Below are 15,808 nucleotides of genomic sequence, written 5' to 3'. Positions count from 1 at the left end.
GGAGGCTTTATTATGTCTGAAGCATGTAATCACGATTGTAGTTCCTGCGGTACCACCTGTGGCGAGGACACCCGTCCCAAAGACCTGCACGAAGCACCGCATGAGCTCAGCGATATCCGCCATGTCATCGCCGTGGTCAGCGGTAAGGGCGGCGTGGGCAAGTCCCTGGTGACGGGGCTCTTGTCTGTTGCCATGTCCCGTAAGGGCATGCATGTGGGCATCATGGATGCCGACATCACCGGCCCGTCCATTCCTAAGATGTTTGGCGTCAGCGGTGAAGTGCGGGGGAGTGAAAAGGGAGCGTATCCGGTGACCAGTGCCGGTGGTATCGACATCGTCAGCATGAACCTGCTGCTGGATGATGATACGGACCCCGTGGTATGGCGCGGCCCCATCATCAGCGGTGTGGTCAAGCAGTTCTGGCATGATTTCATCTGGGAAGATGTGGATTACATGTTCGTGGATATGCCTCCTGGAACCGGCGATGTGCCGCTGACGGTCATGCAGTCCATCCAGCTCGATGGTATCATCATCGTCACGAGCCCTCAGGAACTCGTGTCCATGATTGTGGAAAAGGCCGTGAAGATGGCCGAAGCCATGAATGTGCCTATTTTGGGGCTCGTAGAGAATATGAGCTATTTCGAGTGCCCGGATTGTGGCAAACGTCATGAGATCTATGGCAAGAGCCATATCGAAGAGATTGCGGAAGAATACGATCTCGATGTGCTGGGTCGCATTCCCATCCAGCCGCAGCTGGCTGCAGAATGCGATGCCGGGCAGATTGAGACAACGGATGCGGATTACCTCAGTGAAGCGGCAGACAAACTGCTTTCTCTGGACAAATAAATCGCTATGTTAAGATGCCCCGTGACTGGCAGGATATCATTGCCAGTCACGGGGCATTATTGCATATGTCAGTTGGTGGTGGCATCGAGCCGGAATATCATCAGTTTTTCCCGTTTGTCCTTGTATTTTCCTTTGGGGCGGCAGTCGATGGTATCGATCAGTGTCAGATGGGAAACAGAAGCGAGGTATTCCGTGTAAGAGGGGGAGGGGTAGTAGAAGATCAGCAGGATTTCCCGCGGGGATGCCTGACAGGATTTTTGCAGGTTCTCCAACACGGTGCGCAGGATTTCCACGGAAAAGGGATTGAAAAAGAAACAGCGGTCAACTTTTTCGGGGACAACAAAATCCGTGGCATCGGTTTCAAGCAGTGTGACGCGATTGCCGCGGGGGGCCGTTTCCTGATTGCTGCAGGCCCGTTGGTAAAGGCGGGGATTGTATTCGATACCGATGGTGTGACATTTTGTCTGGCTGCTCAGGAAGAAACTGACCCGGCCTTTGCCGCAGCCATAGTCTACCACGGTATTGCTCTTATTGATATAGCCGCTGCCGGCCAGTTGCTCGAGGACACTGTAATCGGTTGGCTCATAGGGATAACGGACCAGGTCGGAGATGGTATCGTCCCTTCCCGTGGTCTTGATATGCAGCAGTTTATCCCATTCGTTTTCCATGTCGGTCATTGATTCAGAGGCTCCTTTGCATGATGATTGTTCCATTTTAGCGTATTGGAGCAGGATTATCAATGGGATAAAGCATCATAAAGCATTGCCGGGTTCGGCATATTTCTGGACGTATTGCCAAAAGGATTCCAAAGCGGAGGCATATACGTTCTTTTTTTGCCGTGCGATCACGATATGTTTATAGATGGGGGCTGTCAGTGGCAATATCCGGATGCCATCTCTGTGAGGATAGGAGGACAGGCTGCTCTCGGATATCAGGGAGAGGCCGACGCCGGCTCGCACGAGGTCGATGCGACGGTGGGAGTGGTTGCAGGTGCTGGCAATCTGTGGGGTGAAGCCGCATTCTTTGCAACTTTCTGTAAATAAATCATAGGAAACATTTTCCCCAGTGGGGAAGATGAATTTTTCATGGGCAGCCTCTGCCAGCGAGAAACTATCCTGATTGGCCAATGGGTGGTTTTCGGGCAGGATGGCCACGAATGGTTCGTGTTCGAGCGTCAGGATATCAAAGTTATACTGATCGATATCATAGGGAGCAGCAAAGATAGCCAGATCCAGCACATCTTCGTTGAGCAGCTTGCAGAGTTCCTTGCTCAGATGATTGACAAGGGAAAGCTTTATTTCATTATGGACGGTATTGAAGTTCGACAGTATCTCGGCTAAAGGGATACGCCCGAGCCCTGTGATCATGCCGATGCGCAGCGTGCTGTTATCCAATGGCTGGTAAGCCTGCATCTTTTTCTCCAGTGTATCGAGAGCATCCAGTACATTGGCTGCATAGCGGGCGAAATCCTGTCCGGCAGCGGTTAGGGCAATGGGATGGGAGACACGGTTGATCAACTTCACGCCCAGATCGCTTTCCAGCTTGGTGATCTGCTGGGATAGGGCGGATTGGGAAACGAATAGCTGTTCAGCCGCCTTGGTGAAGTGGCGGCAGTCAGCCACAGCCATGAAGTATTGGATTTGTTTCAATAACATAAGTATTCCCTCATCATCAATGGATTGTGTTATTTATCATAGCATTTATTTTAACTATGTTCAATTCGTTTTGCTAATAACATTAGAATAACTGCGAATTATACTTTTGCAGGACAAAATGCTATGATAATTACAACAAACATGTTTGTATTCAGGCTGCGGCGGCAGCGAAACAAGGAAAAGGCAGGTGTGTTATGGAGGATCTTAAAGTAACCGAATACTTGAAAGAGTTGGAGTATTTGGTAAATATAGACAGCGTATCCAGTGAACCGGAAGGGGCTGGGCGTATAGCCGCTTTCTTCCGGGAAAAATATGAGCATATGGGCTGGCAGGTAACGGCACATGATTTCCATGCAGAGATAGCTCCGTGTCTGGAAATCGTCAATCACCCTGCGAAACACTATGATGTGTTGATATTGGCTCATATGGACACGGTATTTCCCGTGGGTACAGCCGCCAAACGTCCGTTCCGCGTAGAAGGGGAGCGGGCCTTTGGCCCTGGAGTCATCGACTGCAAGGCAGGGCTTTTGAGTGGCTTCTATGCCTTGCAGCGCTTGCAAAGGGAAGGGGCATTGGAAGGGCATGATGTCTGTGTGTTCCTGAACAGTGACCATGAGGGGATCAGTTCCCGCTACTCGAAGCAGCATTCTGTGGCGCTGGCGAAAAAGAGCCGTTATGTACTGGTTCTGGAAGCTGGCCGGGCCAATGGCAATCTGGTCAACAAGCGCAAGGGCATTGCGCGCTATAAGCTGCATGTCGATGGTGTAAGCGCCCACGCGGGGATTGATTACACGCATGGCTGCAATGCTATCGAGGAACTGGCCCATTGGGTGCTGGCCCTGCAGGGAGCTACGGATCTGGCTCGGGAGACCACAGTCAATGTGGGCAGGGTTTCCGGCGGGACGTCCATCAGTGCCGTGCCTGGTGAAGCCGATGCGGAAATCGATGTACGTTACTATGAAGACTGTGAGATTGAACGCATTGAAAAATTGTTGCAGGATTATGGGCGTTCGCCCCATGTCAAAGGGACAAGAGCCAGCGTGGAGGGCGGCATCACAAGACCGCCCATGCTGCCCACAGCTGCTACCTGTCAGCTCTGCGAAGCCATAGACAGGATTGGCCGGGAAATCGGTGTGGATTTTTCATGGATGGCCAGTGGGGGCGGCTCGGATGGCAGCTTTGCGGCGGCGGCGGGCATTCCGGTTATCGATGGCCTTGGCCCCGTGGGCGGCAAGGCGCATAGTGCCGGAGAGTATCTGGAGATATCCTCGGTTTTGCCCCGTTATGAGCTTTTGTGCCGTATCCTGAAATATGTTGTGACACATTAAAAACCTGTGTATTGATTGGGAGGAAACGGAAATGCTGGCGTTACTTATCGCCCTGATCGTTACAGTGATTGTAGCGTATATGATTTTACATAAGATGAAGGCGCAGACCGTACTCTTTGCTGGCGGTATTGTGCTGATGATCATTGCCGTGCTGATGGGGTATCCCCTGCTCGAAGCAAAAAAATCCACTGGTTTTGTCTGGTTCGATATCTTCAAGTTCATCGAAAACACCATGAGCACGCGGGCAGCGGGAATCGGCTTGCTGATCATGGCGGTGGCAGGCTTTGCCAAATACATGGAGCATATCGGTGCCAGCAGGGTGCTGGTGCATCTGACGGCGCGGCCGTTGAGCCTCGTGAAATCCCCTTACTTGCTGCTGGCTATGAGCTATGTGGTGGGGCAGCTGTTGAATATCGTCATTCCCAGTGCCGCTGGTTTGTGTGTATTGCTGATGGCTACTATGTACCCCGTGCTCGTGAGTCTGGGAGTAAGCCGTCTGTCGGCGGCTGCCGTGATTGCCACGACTCCCTGCCTCGATTTGGGGCCGGCTTCGGGAACTGCGGTATTTGCCGCTAAGACCGCTGGGCTGGACGTGGTAGATTATTTCGTGGGTGAACAGATACCCATTGCCATGGTCACCATTGTGGCGATTGCGGCTGCCCATTTCCTTGTGCAGCGCTGGTTTGACCGCCGTGAGGGCACCGAAGCGGTGCAGATGGACCTGGCAGCGGAGGATACTGCATCGCTTCCTCCGGCAATCTATGCCCTTCTGCCGCTGGTTCCCATTGCTCTCGTGCTGGTCTTCAGCAAGCTGGCCATTGAGTCCATCAAGATGCCTGTAGTTACGGCTATGGTCATTAGTATTGCTGTTGCCATGCTGTTTGAGTTGATACGGACACGCAAAGTGGGAGAAGTCTTCGGCAGTTTGCAGGTGGTTTTTGACGGCATGGGCAAGACTTTTGCCACGGTAGTCACGCTGATTGTTGCCGGTGAAACTTTCGCCTATGGCCTGACCAAGATCGGGGCTATCGACCAGATCATCCAAGGGGCGCAGGGGTCCGGCTTTGGCGCTTTGGGGATTTCCCTCGTAATGACCTTGATCGTGGCTACGGCGGCCGTGATCATGGGGTCGGGCAATGCGCCCTTCTATTCCTTCGGTGCGCTGGTTCCTGATATTGCGACCAAGCTGGGCATGCTGCCTGCAGCCATGATCACCCCTATGCAGATGGCTTCGAGCATTGCCCGCAGTGCTTCCCCGATTACGGCTGCTGTTATCGCCGTTGCTGGTGTGGCGAATGTATCCCCGGTGGATATCGTGAAGCGCACGGCTATTCCCATGTTAGTGGCTTTGCTGGTATCCTTTACGGCAGCCAATATACTATGACATTAACCGCTTGTCTTGGATGAGGAGAGATAGAGATGAAGGCAGGAATAGCAGGAATTACCCTGGGCGTGATCCTTCTGGGCATGAGTGGCGGAGCTATGGCGGCGGAAGCCAATGTGAGCCAGCAGGAGATCGATGAGCTCAAAGCAAGGCTGGCCGTATTGGAGCAGCGCTTTGAGCAGCAGAAAAAAGCTGATGCCGGGGCAAATAAGAAAATAGGCGCCCAAAATGATGATTGGAAGCTGTACGGCGATATCCGGGTGCGGGCTGTACGCAGCGGCGGTGATGACGAATATCATTTTACGGAACGTCTGCGGCTGAATCTGGAAAAGAAGTTTGGACCTAATGCCACCCTGCGGGTGCGGGATATCCTGATGAATGAGAATACCATGGGTGACAGCGGTTCTTATACCTATTGGGATGGTAGCGATCGCCTGACCACCAATGAGAGTAAGGACACCGTCAACAAGATCGACAATGCCTATGTGCAGTTTGATAAGCTGGCGGGCGGCGACCATTACCTGAAAGTAGGCCGTTTCGGCCATGATTTCGGCACGACGGGTTATTGGGCTTCCAAGGGCAGTCTGGGCATGTATGATGGCCTTGAGGTAAAGGCGGGATACAGAGAGTTCAGCCTGGCAGCAGGTTTTGGTGACTGGGGCGGAGCCAAGGCACATACTGCTGACCGCGTCCGCGTGCGGGCCAAGGACAATGTGACCGAAGTGCAGGGCACAGACCCCTTGGGGACGACGGCGAATAAACTAGAAAAGAACTATTTCTTCAAACTGGGCTGGCAGCCATCGGGGAAGACGGCTGTGCAAGCATGGTATATCCATGAAATCCGTGCAAAATACAGCCCACTCGATTACACTGTGGCTGGTCTGGGTTTCAAGCAGAAACTGGGGAAGAATTTCACGCTGGCCGCTGACTATAGCCGCAACTCGGCGGTAAAGGATAACCCGGAGGGCAAGGTGGCAGTGCTGACCTATAAGGGCGCTAATTTCAAGAAGCCGCATAGCTATGGACTTTCCTTCTATTACATAAATGTAGACAAATACAATGTGGCCAGTGCCCTGACCAAGAGTGTGAATATTCCCTGCAATGATAACCGCGGACTGGGCGTAGAGCTCAACTATACCCTGCTCAAGAATGTAAGGGCAGACTTTCTGGCCGAATTCAATATGAAGCAAAAGAGTACCGGCGATAAGCAGAGCGACTACTATCGTTTTCAGGTAGCGGCTCAGTTCTGACACGGATGGACATCGTGATTACGAATGGGAGGAATAGACGATGAAAAAGACACTTACCCCTTGGGGCATTGGGCTGATGTTGTTGGCAATCTTGTTCTGGCTACCGGTGAGCAGCTCGGCACAGCAACTGGCCGTTGGTTCGGGCAGCTTTACCCTGACGGAACAGACCGGTGTGAACGAGACCCCACTGCAGGCCTATTACTATCGTCCAGCGGCCTGGCAGGACGGGCGTCCCATCGTGGTCGTCTTTCATGGCCTGAAGCGCAATGCGCAGGAATATTGCGAGGGCTGGAAGGACTATGCCGAGAAACATGATTTCCTTGTGGTCTGTCCGGAATTCACCGAGAGCAAGTATCCGGGGGTACGCTACTATAATACCGGCAATGTCACGGACAGCGACGACAAGGGAGGCAAAGTGCAGCCTCGCAATGCGTGGGTGTTCCCAGCCATTGACCGTGTCATCAATGCTGCGAAGAAAAGTGTGGGGGCCAAAAAGAGCAGAACCATCATCTTTGCCCATTCGGCAGGGGCTCAGATCATCCACCGCTATGTCCTGCTGAACGGCAGGACGGCGGCTGACCGTATCATCGCCGCCAACTCCGGCTGGTACACGATGCCCAATCAGGAGGATGTCTTTCCCTATGGACTCCGGGAATTGCCCGTCACGGACAAAGAATTGCAGGCGGCATTCCAGATGCCTGTGACCATCCTGTTGGGGGAAAAGGATACCGTTCGCTCCAAGGTGCTGCGCAAGACGCCGGAGGCCGATGCTCAGGGCATGAACCGTCTGGAACGCGGCAAGAAGTTCTATGCGGAAGCGCAGAAGGAGGCCAAACGTCTGGGGACAGCCTTCAACTGGCAGCTGGTTACCGTGCCGGGGGTGGGCCATGACGGTGTAGGCATGGCAGTTGGTGCTGTGCCGCTTATCGAGGAAATGGCACGTTGACATCTTTCAAGCGCAAAGGCGTCGTAGTTTATCCAACTACGGCGTCTTTTTATGTTTGTTTTTTATGGTTATCATGGCAGTTCATAAAAATTTTTCATTTTTGACACGCAAGGTAGCGTGTACACGTAAAACTTTGAAAAATAAGTATTGACAGGGATTTTGGCGGGTGCTAATATATAGAAGTGCCTGATGCGAGCGCATGATTTAGTGATACAGGGGAGTGAAAACAATGACACTGGAAGCACTGAAAAATGCCAATCGGGTGATTGGTATCAAACAGGTTGCCAAAGCTGTCAAGCGAGGAAATGCCCAGGCGGTGTTCATCGCTGAAGATGCTGAGGCAAGGGTAACGGATCCGCTGATGGCCCTCTGTGAAGAACAGCAGGTGCCGGTCGATAAGGCAGCCACGATGCAGGAGCTGGGGACAGCTTGTGGCATTGAAGTGGGCGCGGCGGCAGCGGCGGTTATCGGTCAGTAAGTCTATTTGTTAAAAACCTTGGAGCTTTGCTTCGGGGTTTTAATAAATAATAAATTCTCAATATGAAGGAAGGAGGTGCATGTATGCCTACTATCAATCAGTTAGTTCGTAAGAGCAGAAAGAGCATGCAGGAAAAGTCCAAAGCACCAGCACTTAAGAATTGCCCGCAGAAACGCGGCGTTTGCACTCGTGTTTACACGTCTACGCCGAAAAAGCCGAACTCGGCACTGCGTAAGGTAGCTCGTGTTCGTCTGACGAATAGCATCGAAGTTACCGCATATATCCCGGGCATTGGTCATAATCTTCAGGAGCATAGTGTTGTTCTGATCCGCGGCGGTCGTGTAAAGGACCTGCCAGGTGTTCGTTACCACATCATCCGTGGTTCTCTCGATACTGCCGGCGTGCAGGATCGTGCTCAGGGCCGCTCCAAGTATGGTGCGAAACGCGCTAAGAAGAAATAATACAGCTTCGTAAATGAAGACTATGATAAGGAGGTAAAACAATGCCAAGAAAAGGTGCCGTACCTAAGCGTGATGTACTGCCGGATCCGGTGTACCACAGCAAAACGGTTACGAAATTCATCAATAAAGTAATGCTTTCCGGTAAGAAGAGCGTTGCTGAACGCGTTGTGTATGATGCGTTCGAAACGATCCGTGCTAAAACGGGCAAGGATCCTCTGGAAGTTTTTGAGACGGCTCTGAAGAACGTTATGCCGGTTCTCGAAGTTCGTGCTCGCCGCGTCGGTGGTGCTAACTACCAGGTGCCGGTTGAGGTTCGTCCCGACCGCCGCATGACGCTGGGCATTCGCTGGATCGTCAACTACGCACGTCTCCGTGGCGAAAAGACCATGGATGAACGTCTCTCCGGCGAACTCATGGATGCTGCTAACAACACTGGCGCAGCTATCAAGAAGAAGGAAGATACGCACAAGATGGCCGAGGCCAACAAGGCATTCGCTCATTATCGTTGGTAATCTTTTCTCTGATTTATAAGGAGCGATATTAAAAGTGGCAAGAGAGTATTCCCTTGAAAAAACTCGTAATATCGGTATCATGGCACACATCGATGCCGGTAAGACGACTACTACTGAGCGTATCCTCTTCTACACGGGTGTAAACCACAAGATCGGTGAGGTTCATGATGGTGCTGCTACCATGGACTGGATGGTTCAGGAGCAGGAACGCGGCATCACGATTACGTCTGCTGCAACGACCTGCCACTGGAAAGACCATCGTATCAACATCATTGATACTCCGGGTCACGTGGACTTCACGGTAGAAGTTGAACGTTCCCTGCGCGTGCTCGATGGTACCGTAGCAGTCCTGACTGCCCGCGGCGGCGTTGAGCCCCAGACTGAGACCGTATGGCGTCAGGCTGAGCGTTACAATGTTCCTCGTATGGCTTATGTCAACAAGATGGACATCACGGGCGCAGATTTCTACAATGTTATCAACATGATGCATGAACGTCTCCAGGCCAACGCTGTAGCTATCCAGCTGCCGATCGGTGCTGAAGATACCTTCGAAGGCATCATCGACCTCGTCAAGAACGAAGCCATCGTTTATGAAGACGACCTCGGCAAAGTTGCTGACGAAGTTGCTATTCCTGATGACATGAAGGAAAAAGCTGAAGAGTATCGCGAAAAGCTGCTCGAAGCTCTTTCCGAACTCGATGACGAGTTCATGGAGAAATACCTCGGTGGCGAAGAAATCTCTGAAGAAGAGATCAAGAAAGTCATCCGTAAGGGCACCGTTGAGTGCAAGCTCGTTCCGGTAACCTGCGGTACTTCCTATCGCAACAAGGGCGTTCAGCCCCTGCTCGATGCCATCGTTGATTATATGCCGGCTCCGGTAGATATTCCGCCTATCAAGGGCATCAACCCGGATTCCGGTGAAGAAGACCATCGTCCGTCCAGCGACAGTGAGCCGTTCTCCGCTCTGGCCTTCAAGATCATGACCGACCCCTATGTCGGTAAGCTGGCATTCTTCCGCGTTTACTCCGGTGTGCTCGATGCTGGTTCCTACGTGTTCAACTCCACGAAGGGCAAGAAAGAGCGTATCGGCCGTATCCTGCAGATGCACGCTAACAACCGTAAGGAAATCGAAAAGGTTTACAGCGGTGACATCGCTGCTGCTGTTGGTCTCAAAGACACCACGACTGGTGATACGCTGTGCGACGAAGCACATCCCATCATCCTTGAATCCATGGAATTCCCGGATCCCGTTATCTCCGTTGCTGTTGAACCGGCTACGAAGAACGACCAGGAAAAGATGGGCGTAGCTCTCCAGAAACTGGCTGAAGAAGATCCGACTTTCCGTGTGCGTACCGATCAGGAAACTGGTCAGTGCATCATCTCCGGCATGGGTGAGCTTCACCTCCAGATCATCGTTGACCGTATGCTCCGCGAATTCAAAGTGGACTGCAAGGTTGGCGAACCGCAGGTTGCTTATCGTGAAACGATCCGCAAGACTGTCAAGTCCGAAGGTAAGTTCGTTCGTCAGTCCGGTGGTCACGGTCAGTATGGTCATTGCTGGCTCGAACTCATTCCGCAGGAACCGGGTGAAGGCTTCAGCTTTGAAAATAAAGTTGTCGGTGGTGCAATTCCGAAGGAATTCATCAACCCGATTGAAGCCGGCGTCAAGCAGGCTATGGAAACTGGTGTTGTTGCCGGTTATCCGATGGTGGACATCAAAGCTATCGTTTACGATGGTTCGTTCCACGAAGTTGACTCCTCTGAAGCAGCGTTCAAGGTTGCCGGTTCCATGGCATTCAAGAGCGGCGCAGAGAAAGCCAACCCGGTTCTCCTTGAACCGTACGTTAAAGTCGAAGTCACCGTTCCTGAAGAATACATGGGCGATGTCATCGGCGACCTGAACTCCCGTCGCGGCCGTATCGATGGTATGGAAGCACGCAACGGTGCTCAGGTAATCAACGGGTTCGTGCCCCTTTCCGAAATGTTCGGTTACTCCACGGACCTTCGTTCCAAAACTCAGGGCCGAGGGAACTACAGCATGGAAGTAGCTTACTATGATGAAGTTCCTAAAAATATAGCCGAAAAGGTTATTGCTAAAAACAAAGGCGAATAAGGGAGGAAAAAACACAAATGGCTAAAGAAAAGTTTGAGAGAACTAAACCCCATGTTAACATCGGTACCATTGGTCACGTTGACCATGGTAAGACGACGCTGACGGCTGCAATCACGAAGTGCCTGGCTGAAAAAGGCATGGCAAAATTCGAAGATTACGCTGATATCGATAAGGCTCCGGAAGAGCGTGAACGCGGTATCACCATCAACACGGCTCACGTTGAGTATGAGACGGAAAAACGTCACTATGCACACGTTGACTGCCCGGGCCACGCTGACTATGTAAAGAACATGATCACTGGTGCTGCTCAGATGGATGGTGCTATCCTGGTAGTTTCCGCTGCTGATGGCCCGATGCCGCAGACTCGTGAGCACATCCTGCTCGCTCGTCAGGTAGGCGTTCCTGCAATCGTTGTTTTCCTGAACAAGGTTGACCAGGTTGACGATCCTGAACTGCTCGAACTGGTTGAAATGGAAGTTCGCGAGCTGCTCTCCAGCTACGAATTCCCTGGCGATGACATCCCTGTTGTTGCTGGTTCCGCTCTGAAGGCTCTGGAAGGCGATGCTGATATGCAGGCTAAGATCTATGAGCTGATGGATGCTGTTGATGAATACATCCCGACTCCGACCCGTGACACGGATAAGCCGTTCCTGATGCCGGTCGAGGACGTGTTCACGATCACTGGTCGTGGTACCGTTGCTACGGGCCGTGTAGAACGTGGCGAACTGAAGCTGAACGACACGGTTGAAATCGTTGGTCTCCAGGAAGAACCGAAATCTACGGTTGTAACTGGTATCGAAATGTTCCGTAAGATGCTCGACAGCGCTGTTGCTGGCGATAACATCGGTGCTCTGCTCCGCGGTATCGACCGTAAGGAAATCGAACGCGGTCAGGTTCTGGCTAAGCCGGGTTCCATCAACCCGCACACGAAGTTCAAAGGTCAGGTTTACGTTCTGACTAAGGAAGAAGGCGGCCGTCATACTCCGTTCTTCACGAACTATCGTCCGCAGTTCTACTTCCGTACGACTGACGTTACGGGCGTAGTTACCCTGCCGGCTGGCACGGAAATGGTTATGCCTGGCGATAACATCGAGATGGATGTTGAACTCATCACTCCGATCGCTATCGAAAAAGGTCTGCGTTTCGCTATCCGCGAAGGTGGCCACACTGTTGGTGCAGGCCGCGTAACTGACGTAGAAGCCTAATTTACAGTTATTAAACCTATAGAATAAGAGCGGCGCTCGCGTCGCTCTTATTTAAAGGTTTGAAATAATATGGTACCCCCCAACGCGATGACGTGGCAGATGGCTCGGCGTTGTCCGAGGGAACTGTTACGGAGAAATGTTTGGGCCAAGAGTCCGGACGATAAGGAGGAAAACAAATTGTCTAAGAACCAAAAGATTAGAATCCGGTTGAAGGCTTATGATCACAAAGCCCTCGATCAGAGCGCAGTAAAGATTGTGGATACTGCAAAGAAGACTGGTGCTATGGTATCTGGTCCGATTCCACTGCCGACGGAGAAAAATATCTACACGATTTTGCGTTCCCCGCATGTCAATAAGGATTCCCGCGAGCAGTTCGAAATGAGAACTCATAAGCGTCTTATCGACATCCTGCAGCCGACGAACAAGACGGTTGATGCACTGATGCGTCTCGACCTTCCGGCTGGTGTAGACATCGAAATCAAATTATAATCCGAGGAGGTGGAATGAATGTCTAAAGCAATTTTAGGTAGAAAACTGGGCATGACCCAGATCTTCACGGAAGAGGGCAAGGTTGTCCCCGTTACTGTTGTAGAATCTGGCAACAACATCGTTATCCAGAACAAGACGGTTGAAAACGACGGTTACAACGCTGTTCAGCTTGGCTTCGGTGAAGTTAAAGAACATAAGGTAAACAAACCGATGAAGGGCCATTTCGACAAAGCTGGTGTTAAGCCGGTTAAGTTTATCCGCGAAATGCGTCTTCAGGATCCTTCTGAATACAAAGTCGGTGATTCCATCGGCGTTGACATATTTAGCGAAGGCGAGTTAGTCGATGTTACTGGTACTTCCAAGGGTAAAGGTTTTGCCGGCGGTATCAAGCGTCACAACTTTGCTCGTGGTCCCATGGGCCATGGTTCCAAATCCCATCGTGAACCGGGTTCCACTGGTGCGATGATTTCCGGTCCTGGCGGACGCGTGCTGAAAGGCAAGAAGCTGCCTGGCCGCATGGGTGGACAGCGCGTTACGGTTCAGCGCCTCACGGTTGTCCGTGTAGATGCAGACCGCAACCTGATCCTCATCAAGGGCGCTATTCCGGGCCCGAAGAAGAGCTTCGTTGTGATTAAGAACACCGTTAAACCGGGCAAAAACTAATTGGAAGGAGGATAACCTAAATTATGGCTACAGTAGCAGTTTATGACATCACCAACAAGCAGGTTGGCGATATCGAACTCAATGACAATATCTTCGGCGTAGAGATGAACGCAGGTCTTCTCCATCAGGCCGTTGTTATGCAGCTCGCAGCACAGCGTCTTGGCACGCATGCTACGAAGACGAGAAGCTTCGTCCGCGGTGGCGGTCGCAAGCCTTGGAAGCAGAAGGGCACCGGCCGTGCTCGTGCTGGTTCCACGCGCAGCCCGCTGTGGGTAGGCGGCGGTACGGTATTTGGTCCGCATCCGCGCAAATATGCTTTCAGCATGCCCCGCAAGCAGCGTCGTCTGGCTATCAAGTGCGCTCTCTCCGATAAGGTGAAGAATGGCGAACTGGTAGTTCTCGACAGCCTCGAATTCGAAGCTGCTAAGACGAAGCAGGTTGTTAAGATGATGAGCGATTTCTCCGTAGAGAAGAAGGCTCTCCTTATCACTGCAGATGAAGCAGAAAACGTAGAAAAATCTGCACGCAATATTCCGGGTGTGAAGGCAATCAGCATGATGGGCCTCAATGTTCATGATATCCTGAATCATGACAAGCTGTTCATCACGAAGGATGCCGTTACCCGTATCGAGGAGGTATTCGCATAATGGAAGCACGTGATATCCTGATCCGTCCGCTGATTACGGAAAGAACGACTCAGCTCATGGCTGAAGGCAAATACGTCTTCGTTGTGGCGAAAGCAGCCAACAAGATTGAAATTGCTAAAGCAGTTGCTGAAATCTTCAACGTAAAAGTTGAAAAGGTCAATACGGTTAACGTACTTGGCAAAACGAAGCGCATGGGCCGCAACGTTGGCAAACGCGCTGATTATAAGAAAGCTATCGTGAAACTCGCTGCTGGCGACAGCATTGAGCTTTTCGAAGCGTAAACCCTTGCAAGGAGGAAAATTAAGTGGCAGTAAAGAGTTTTAAACCTTACTCTGCAGGTCGCCGTTTCATGACCGTCGCTTCCTTCGACGAGATTACGGCAAGCAAACCTGAAAAATCCCTGACTGAGCGCCTGGTGAAAAAAGGCGGCCGCAACCAGCAGGGCAAACTGACCGTTCGCCATCAGGGCGGCGGCCACAAGCGTCTGTATCGTGTAATCGACTTCAAGCGCAACAAGGATGGTATCCCCGCTCGCGTAGCTACCATCGAATATGACCCGAATCGCAGCGCACGTATCGCTCTCCTCAACTACGTTGATGGTGAAAAGCGTTACATCCTCGCTCCGAACGGTCTGAAAGTCGGCGACAAAGTCGTGTCCGGCCCGGATTCCGATATCAAGGTTGGTAATGCCCTGCCTTTGAAGAACATCCCCGTTGGTACGACAATCCACAACGTAGAGCTGAAGATCGGCAAGGGTGCCCAGCTGGTTCGTAGTGCTGGTACTTCTGCTCAGCTCATGGCAAAGGAAGGCGATTACGCACTCCTCCGTATGCCGTCTGGCGAACTTCGCAAGGTGCATATCAACTGCCGTGCAACCATCGGTGAAGTTGGCAACCTGGAGCATGAAAACATTACGATTGGTAAGGCTGGCCGTAACCGTTGGATGGGCGTTCGTCCGGAGAACCGCGGTACTGCTATGAACCCGAACGACCATCCGCATGGTGGTGGTGAGGGCCGCAGCCCTGTTGGCCGCAAGAACCCTGTTACGAAGTGGGGCAAATGCGCTATGGGTGCCAAGACTCGTCGCAAGAAAGCTTCCGATCGTCTCATCGTCAGAGGCCGCACGAAATAATGATAGAATCGGGCAGGCAGCTTAACGCCGCCTGACGGAAGGAGGATACACTTTGTCAAGATCGATTAAAAAGGGACCTTTCGTTGCAGAAAGCCTCATGAAGAAAATCACGGCTCTCAACGAAGCTAACGATAAAAAAGTTGTAAAGACCTGGTCCAGAAGCTCCACGATTTTCCCGGACTTCGTAGGTCATACGATTGCTGTTCATGATGGTCGCAAGCATGTTCCCGTTTATGTAACGGAAGACATGGTTGGCCACAAACTCGGTGAGTTCGCTCCCACCCGTACCTTCAAAGGTCATGCTGGTGAAGAGCGCAAGACCGGACTCAAGTAATTTTGCGAAAGGAGAATCCTTGTGGAATCTAAAGCAGTAGCTAAGTTCGTTCGCATCACTCCGCGCAAAGTTCGTGTTGTCCTGGATCTCATCCGTGGCAAGAACGTCGCAGAGGCTTTTGCGATCCTGAAATTCACGCCGAAAGCTGGCGCTGTAGTAGTTGAAAAAGTTCTGCGTTCTGCTGTTGCAAACGCTGAGAACAATTATGATATGGACGTTGACAAGCTCGTCATCAAGACGGCTTTCGCTGATGACGGCCCAACGATGAAACGCATCCATCCGCGTTCCCGTGGGCAGGCCTTCAAGATTTTGAAGCGCACGTCCCATGTAACCATCGTCGTAGACGAGAAGAACTAAGAAGGAGG

The 15,808-nt window shown here is 51.9% G+C and carries 19 protein-coding genes; 17 read left to right on the top strand and 2 right to left on the bottom strand.

Translation table 11 applies throughout. From position 1 onward, the window contains the following. The first annotated feature begins 12 nt into the window (after positions 1-12). Positions 13-846, top strand: coding sequence for an Mrp/NBP35 family ATP-binding protein (locus BUB68_RS01210; protein ID WP_073087997.1), 834 nt, complete (start codon positions 13-15; stop codon positions 844-846). Between the two features lie 68 nt (positions 847-914). Here BUB68_RS01210 and BUB68_RS01205 read toward each other — a convergent pair whose 3' ends face one another. Together BUB68_RS01205 and BUB68_RS01200 are read right to left on the bottom strand one after the other, a co-directional pair. Further along, positions 915-1,523: a class I SAM-dependent methyltransferase gene (locus tag BUB68_RS01205; RefSeq protein ID WP_073087996.1), complete on the bottom strand. Its 609-nt coding sequence runs from the start codon at positions 1,521-1,523 to the stop codon at positions 915-917. 75 nt (positions 1,524-1,598) lie between these two features. Beyond that, positions 1,599-2,501, bottom strand: coding sequence for a LysR family transcriptional regulator (locus BUB68_RS01200; RefSeq protein WP_073087995.1), 903 nt, complete (start codon positions 2,499-2,501; stop codon positions 1,599-1,601). A 194-nt stretch (positions 2,502-2,695) separates the two neighbouring features. Here BUB68_RS01200 and BUB68_RS01195 point away from each other — a divergent pair, with 194 nt between their 5' ends. From BUB68_RS01195 to rplV, 16 genes are all read left to right on the top strand, one after another. After that, positions 2,696-3,829 carry a M20 family metallopeptidase gene (locus BUB68_RS01195; RefSeq protein ID WP_073087994.1) on the top strand — a complete coding sequence of 378 codons (1,134 nt, stop codon included), beginning with the start codon at positions 2,696-2,698 and terminating at the stop codon, positions 3,827-3,829. Positions 3,830-3,860: 31 nt separating this feature from the next. Further along, positions 3,861-5,213, top strand: a complete 1,353-nt coding sequence (gene dcuC / locus BUB68_RS01190; RefSeq protein WP_073087993.1) for a C4-dicarboxylate transporter DcuC — start codon at positions 3,861-3,863, stop codon at positions 5,211-5,213. Between the two features lie 35 nt (positions 5,214-5,248). Next, positions 5,249-6,463: a hypothetical protein gene (locus BUB68_RS01185; protein ID WP_073087992.1), complete on the top strand. Its 1,215-nt coding sequence runs from the start codon at positions 5,249-5,251 to the stop codon at positions 6,461-6,463. A gap of 40 nt (positions 6,464-6,503) precedes the next feature. Beyond that, positions 6,504-7,409 carry an alpha/beta hydrolase family protein gene (locus BUB68_RS01180; RefSeq protein WP_073087991.1) on the top strand — a complete coding sequence of 302 codons (906 nt, stop codon included), beginning with the start codon at positions 6,504-6,506 and terminating at the stop codon, positions 7,407-7,409. Between the two features lie 229 nt (positions 7,410-7,638). Beyond that, complete coding sequence (locus BUB68_RS01175) at positions 7,639-7,887, top strand: ribosomal L7Ae/L30e/S12e/Gadd45 family protein (RefSeq protein WP_073087990.1); 249 nt, start codon at positions 7,639-7,641, stop codon at positions 7,885-7,887. Between the two features lie 83 nt (positions 7,888-7,970). Next, on the top strand, positions 7,971-8,348 hold the full coding sequence (gene rpsL, locus BUB68_RS01170; RefSeq protein ID WP_014423830.1) for a 30S ribosomal protein S12: 378 nt from the start codon (positions 7,971-7,973) through the stop codon (positions 8,346-8,348). Between the two features lie 41 nt (positions 8,349-8,389). After that, a complete protein-coding gene (rpsG, locus tag BUB68_RS01165; protein WP_014423831.1) occupies positions 8,390-8,860 on the top strand; it encodes a 30S ribosomal protein S7 in 471 nt (156 codons plus the stop codon). 34 nt (positions 8,861-8,894) lie between these two features. After that, complete coding sequence (fusA, locus tag BUB68_RS01160) at positions 8,895-10,973, top strand: elongation factor G (protein ID WP_073087989.1); 2,079 nt, start codon at positions 8,895-8,897, stop codon at positions 10,971-10,973. Between the two features lie 17 nt (positions 10,974-10,990). After that, positions 10,991-12,178 (top strand): elongation factor Tu, encoded by a 1,188-nt coding sequence (tuf, locus tag BUB68_RS01155; RefSeq protein WP_026767088.1) that lies wholly within the window; start codon positions 10,991-10,993, stop codon positions 12,176-12,178. 177 nt (positions 12,179-12,355) lie between these two features. Further along, positions 12,356-12,667 (top strand): 30S ribosomal protein S10, encoded by a 312-nt coding sequence (rpsJ, locus tag BUB68_RS01150; RefSeq protein WP_014423834.1) that lies wholly within the window; start codon positions 12,356-12,358, stop codon positions 12,665-12,667. Between the two features lie 18 nt (positions 12,668-12,685). After that, positions 12,686-13,330, top strand: coding sequence for a 50S ribosomal protein L3 (gene rplC, locus BUB68_RS01145; protein WP_073087988.1), 645 nt, complete (start codon positions 12,686-12,688; stop codon positions 13,328-13,330). Positions 13,331-13,353: 23 nt separating this feature from the next. Continuing rightward, positions 13,354-13,977, top strand: coding sequence for a 50S ribosomal protein L4 (gene rplD, locus BUB68_RS01140; RefSeq protein ID WP_014423836.1), 624 nt, complete (start codon positions 13,354-13,356; stop codon positions 13,975-13,977). Continuing rightward, the gene (rplW, locus tag BUB68_RS01135) at positions 13,977-14,258 is read left to right on the top strand and encodes a 50S ribosomal protein L23 (RefSeq protein ID WP_014423837.1); all 282 of its coding nucleotides are present in this window, start codon (positions 13,977-13,979) and stop codon (positions 14,256-14,258) included. Before rplD ends, rplW begins: the two co-directional genes overlap by 1 nt. Before the next feature lie 23 nt (positions 14,259-14,281). Continuing rightward, a complete protein-coding gene (rplB, locus tag BUB68_RS01130) occupies positions 14,282-15,109 on the top strand; it encodes a 50S ribosomal protein L2 (RefSeq protein ID WP_073087987.1) in 828 nt (275 codons plus the stop codon). Between the two features lie 52 nt (positions 15,110-15,161). After that, positions 15,162-15,443 carry a 30S ribosomal protein S19 gene (gene rpsS / locus BUB68_RS01125; protein WP_014423839.1) on the top strand — a complete coding sequence of 94 codons (282 nt, stop codon included), beginning with the start codon at positions 15,162-15,164 and terminating at the stop codon, positions 15,441-15,443. A gap of 21 nt (positions 15,444-15,464) precedes the next feature. Next, positions 15,465-15,800, top strand: coding sequence for a 50S ribosomal protein L22 (gene rplV / locus BUB68_RS01120; protein ID WP_014423840.1), 336 nt, complete (start codon positions 15,465-15,467; stop codon positions 15,798-15,800). Positions 15,801-15,808 lie beyond the last annotated feature (8 nt).

The organism is Pseudoselenomonas ruminantium, from assembly GCF_900142515.1.
Lineage (GTDB): Bacteria > Bacillota > Negativicutes > Selenomonadales > Selenomonadaceae > Selenomonas_A > Selenomonas_A ruminantium_D.
Note: the sequence above shows the minus strand (reverse complement) of the source record. Positions and strands in the feature narration are given on the sequence as shown.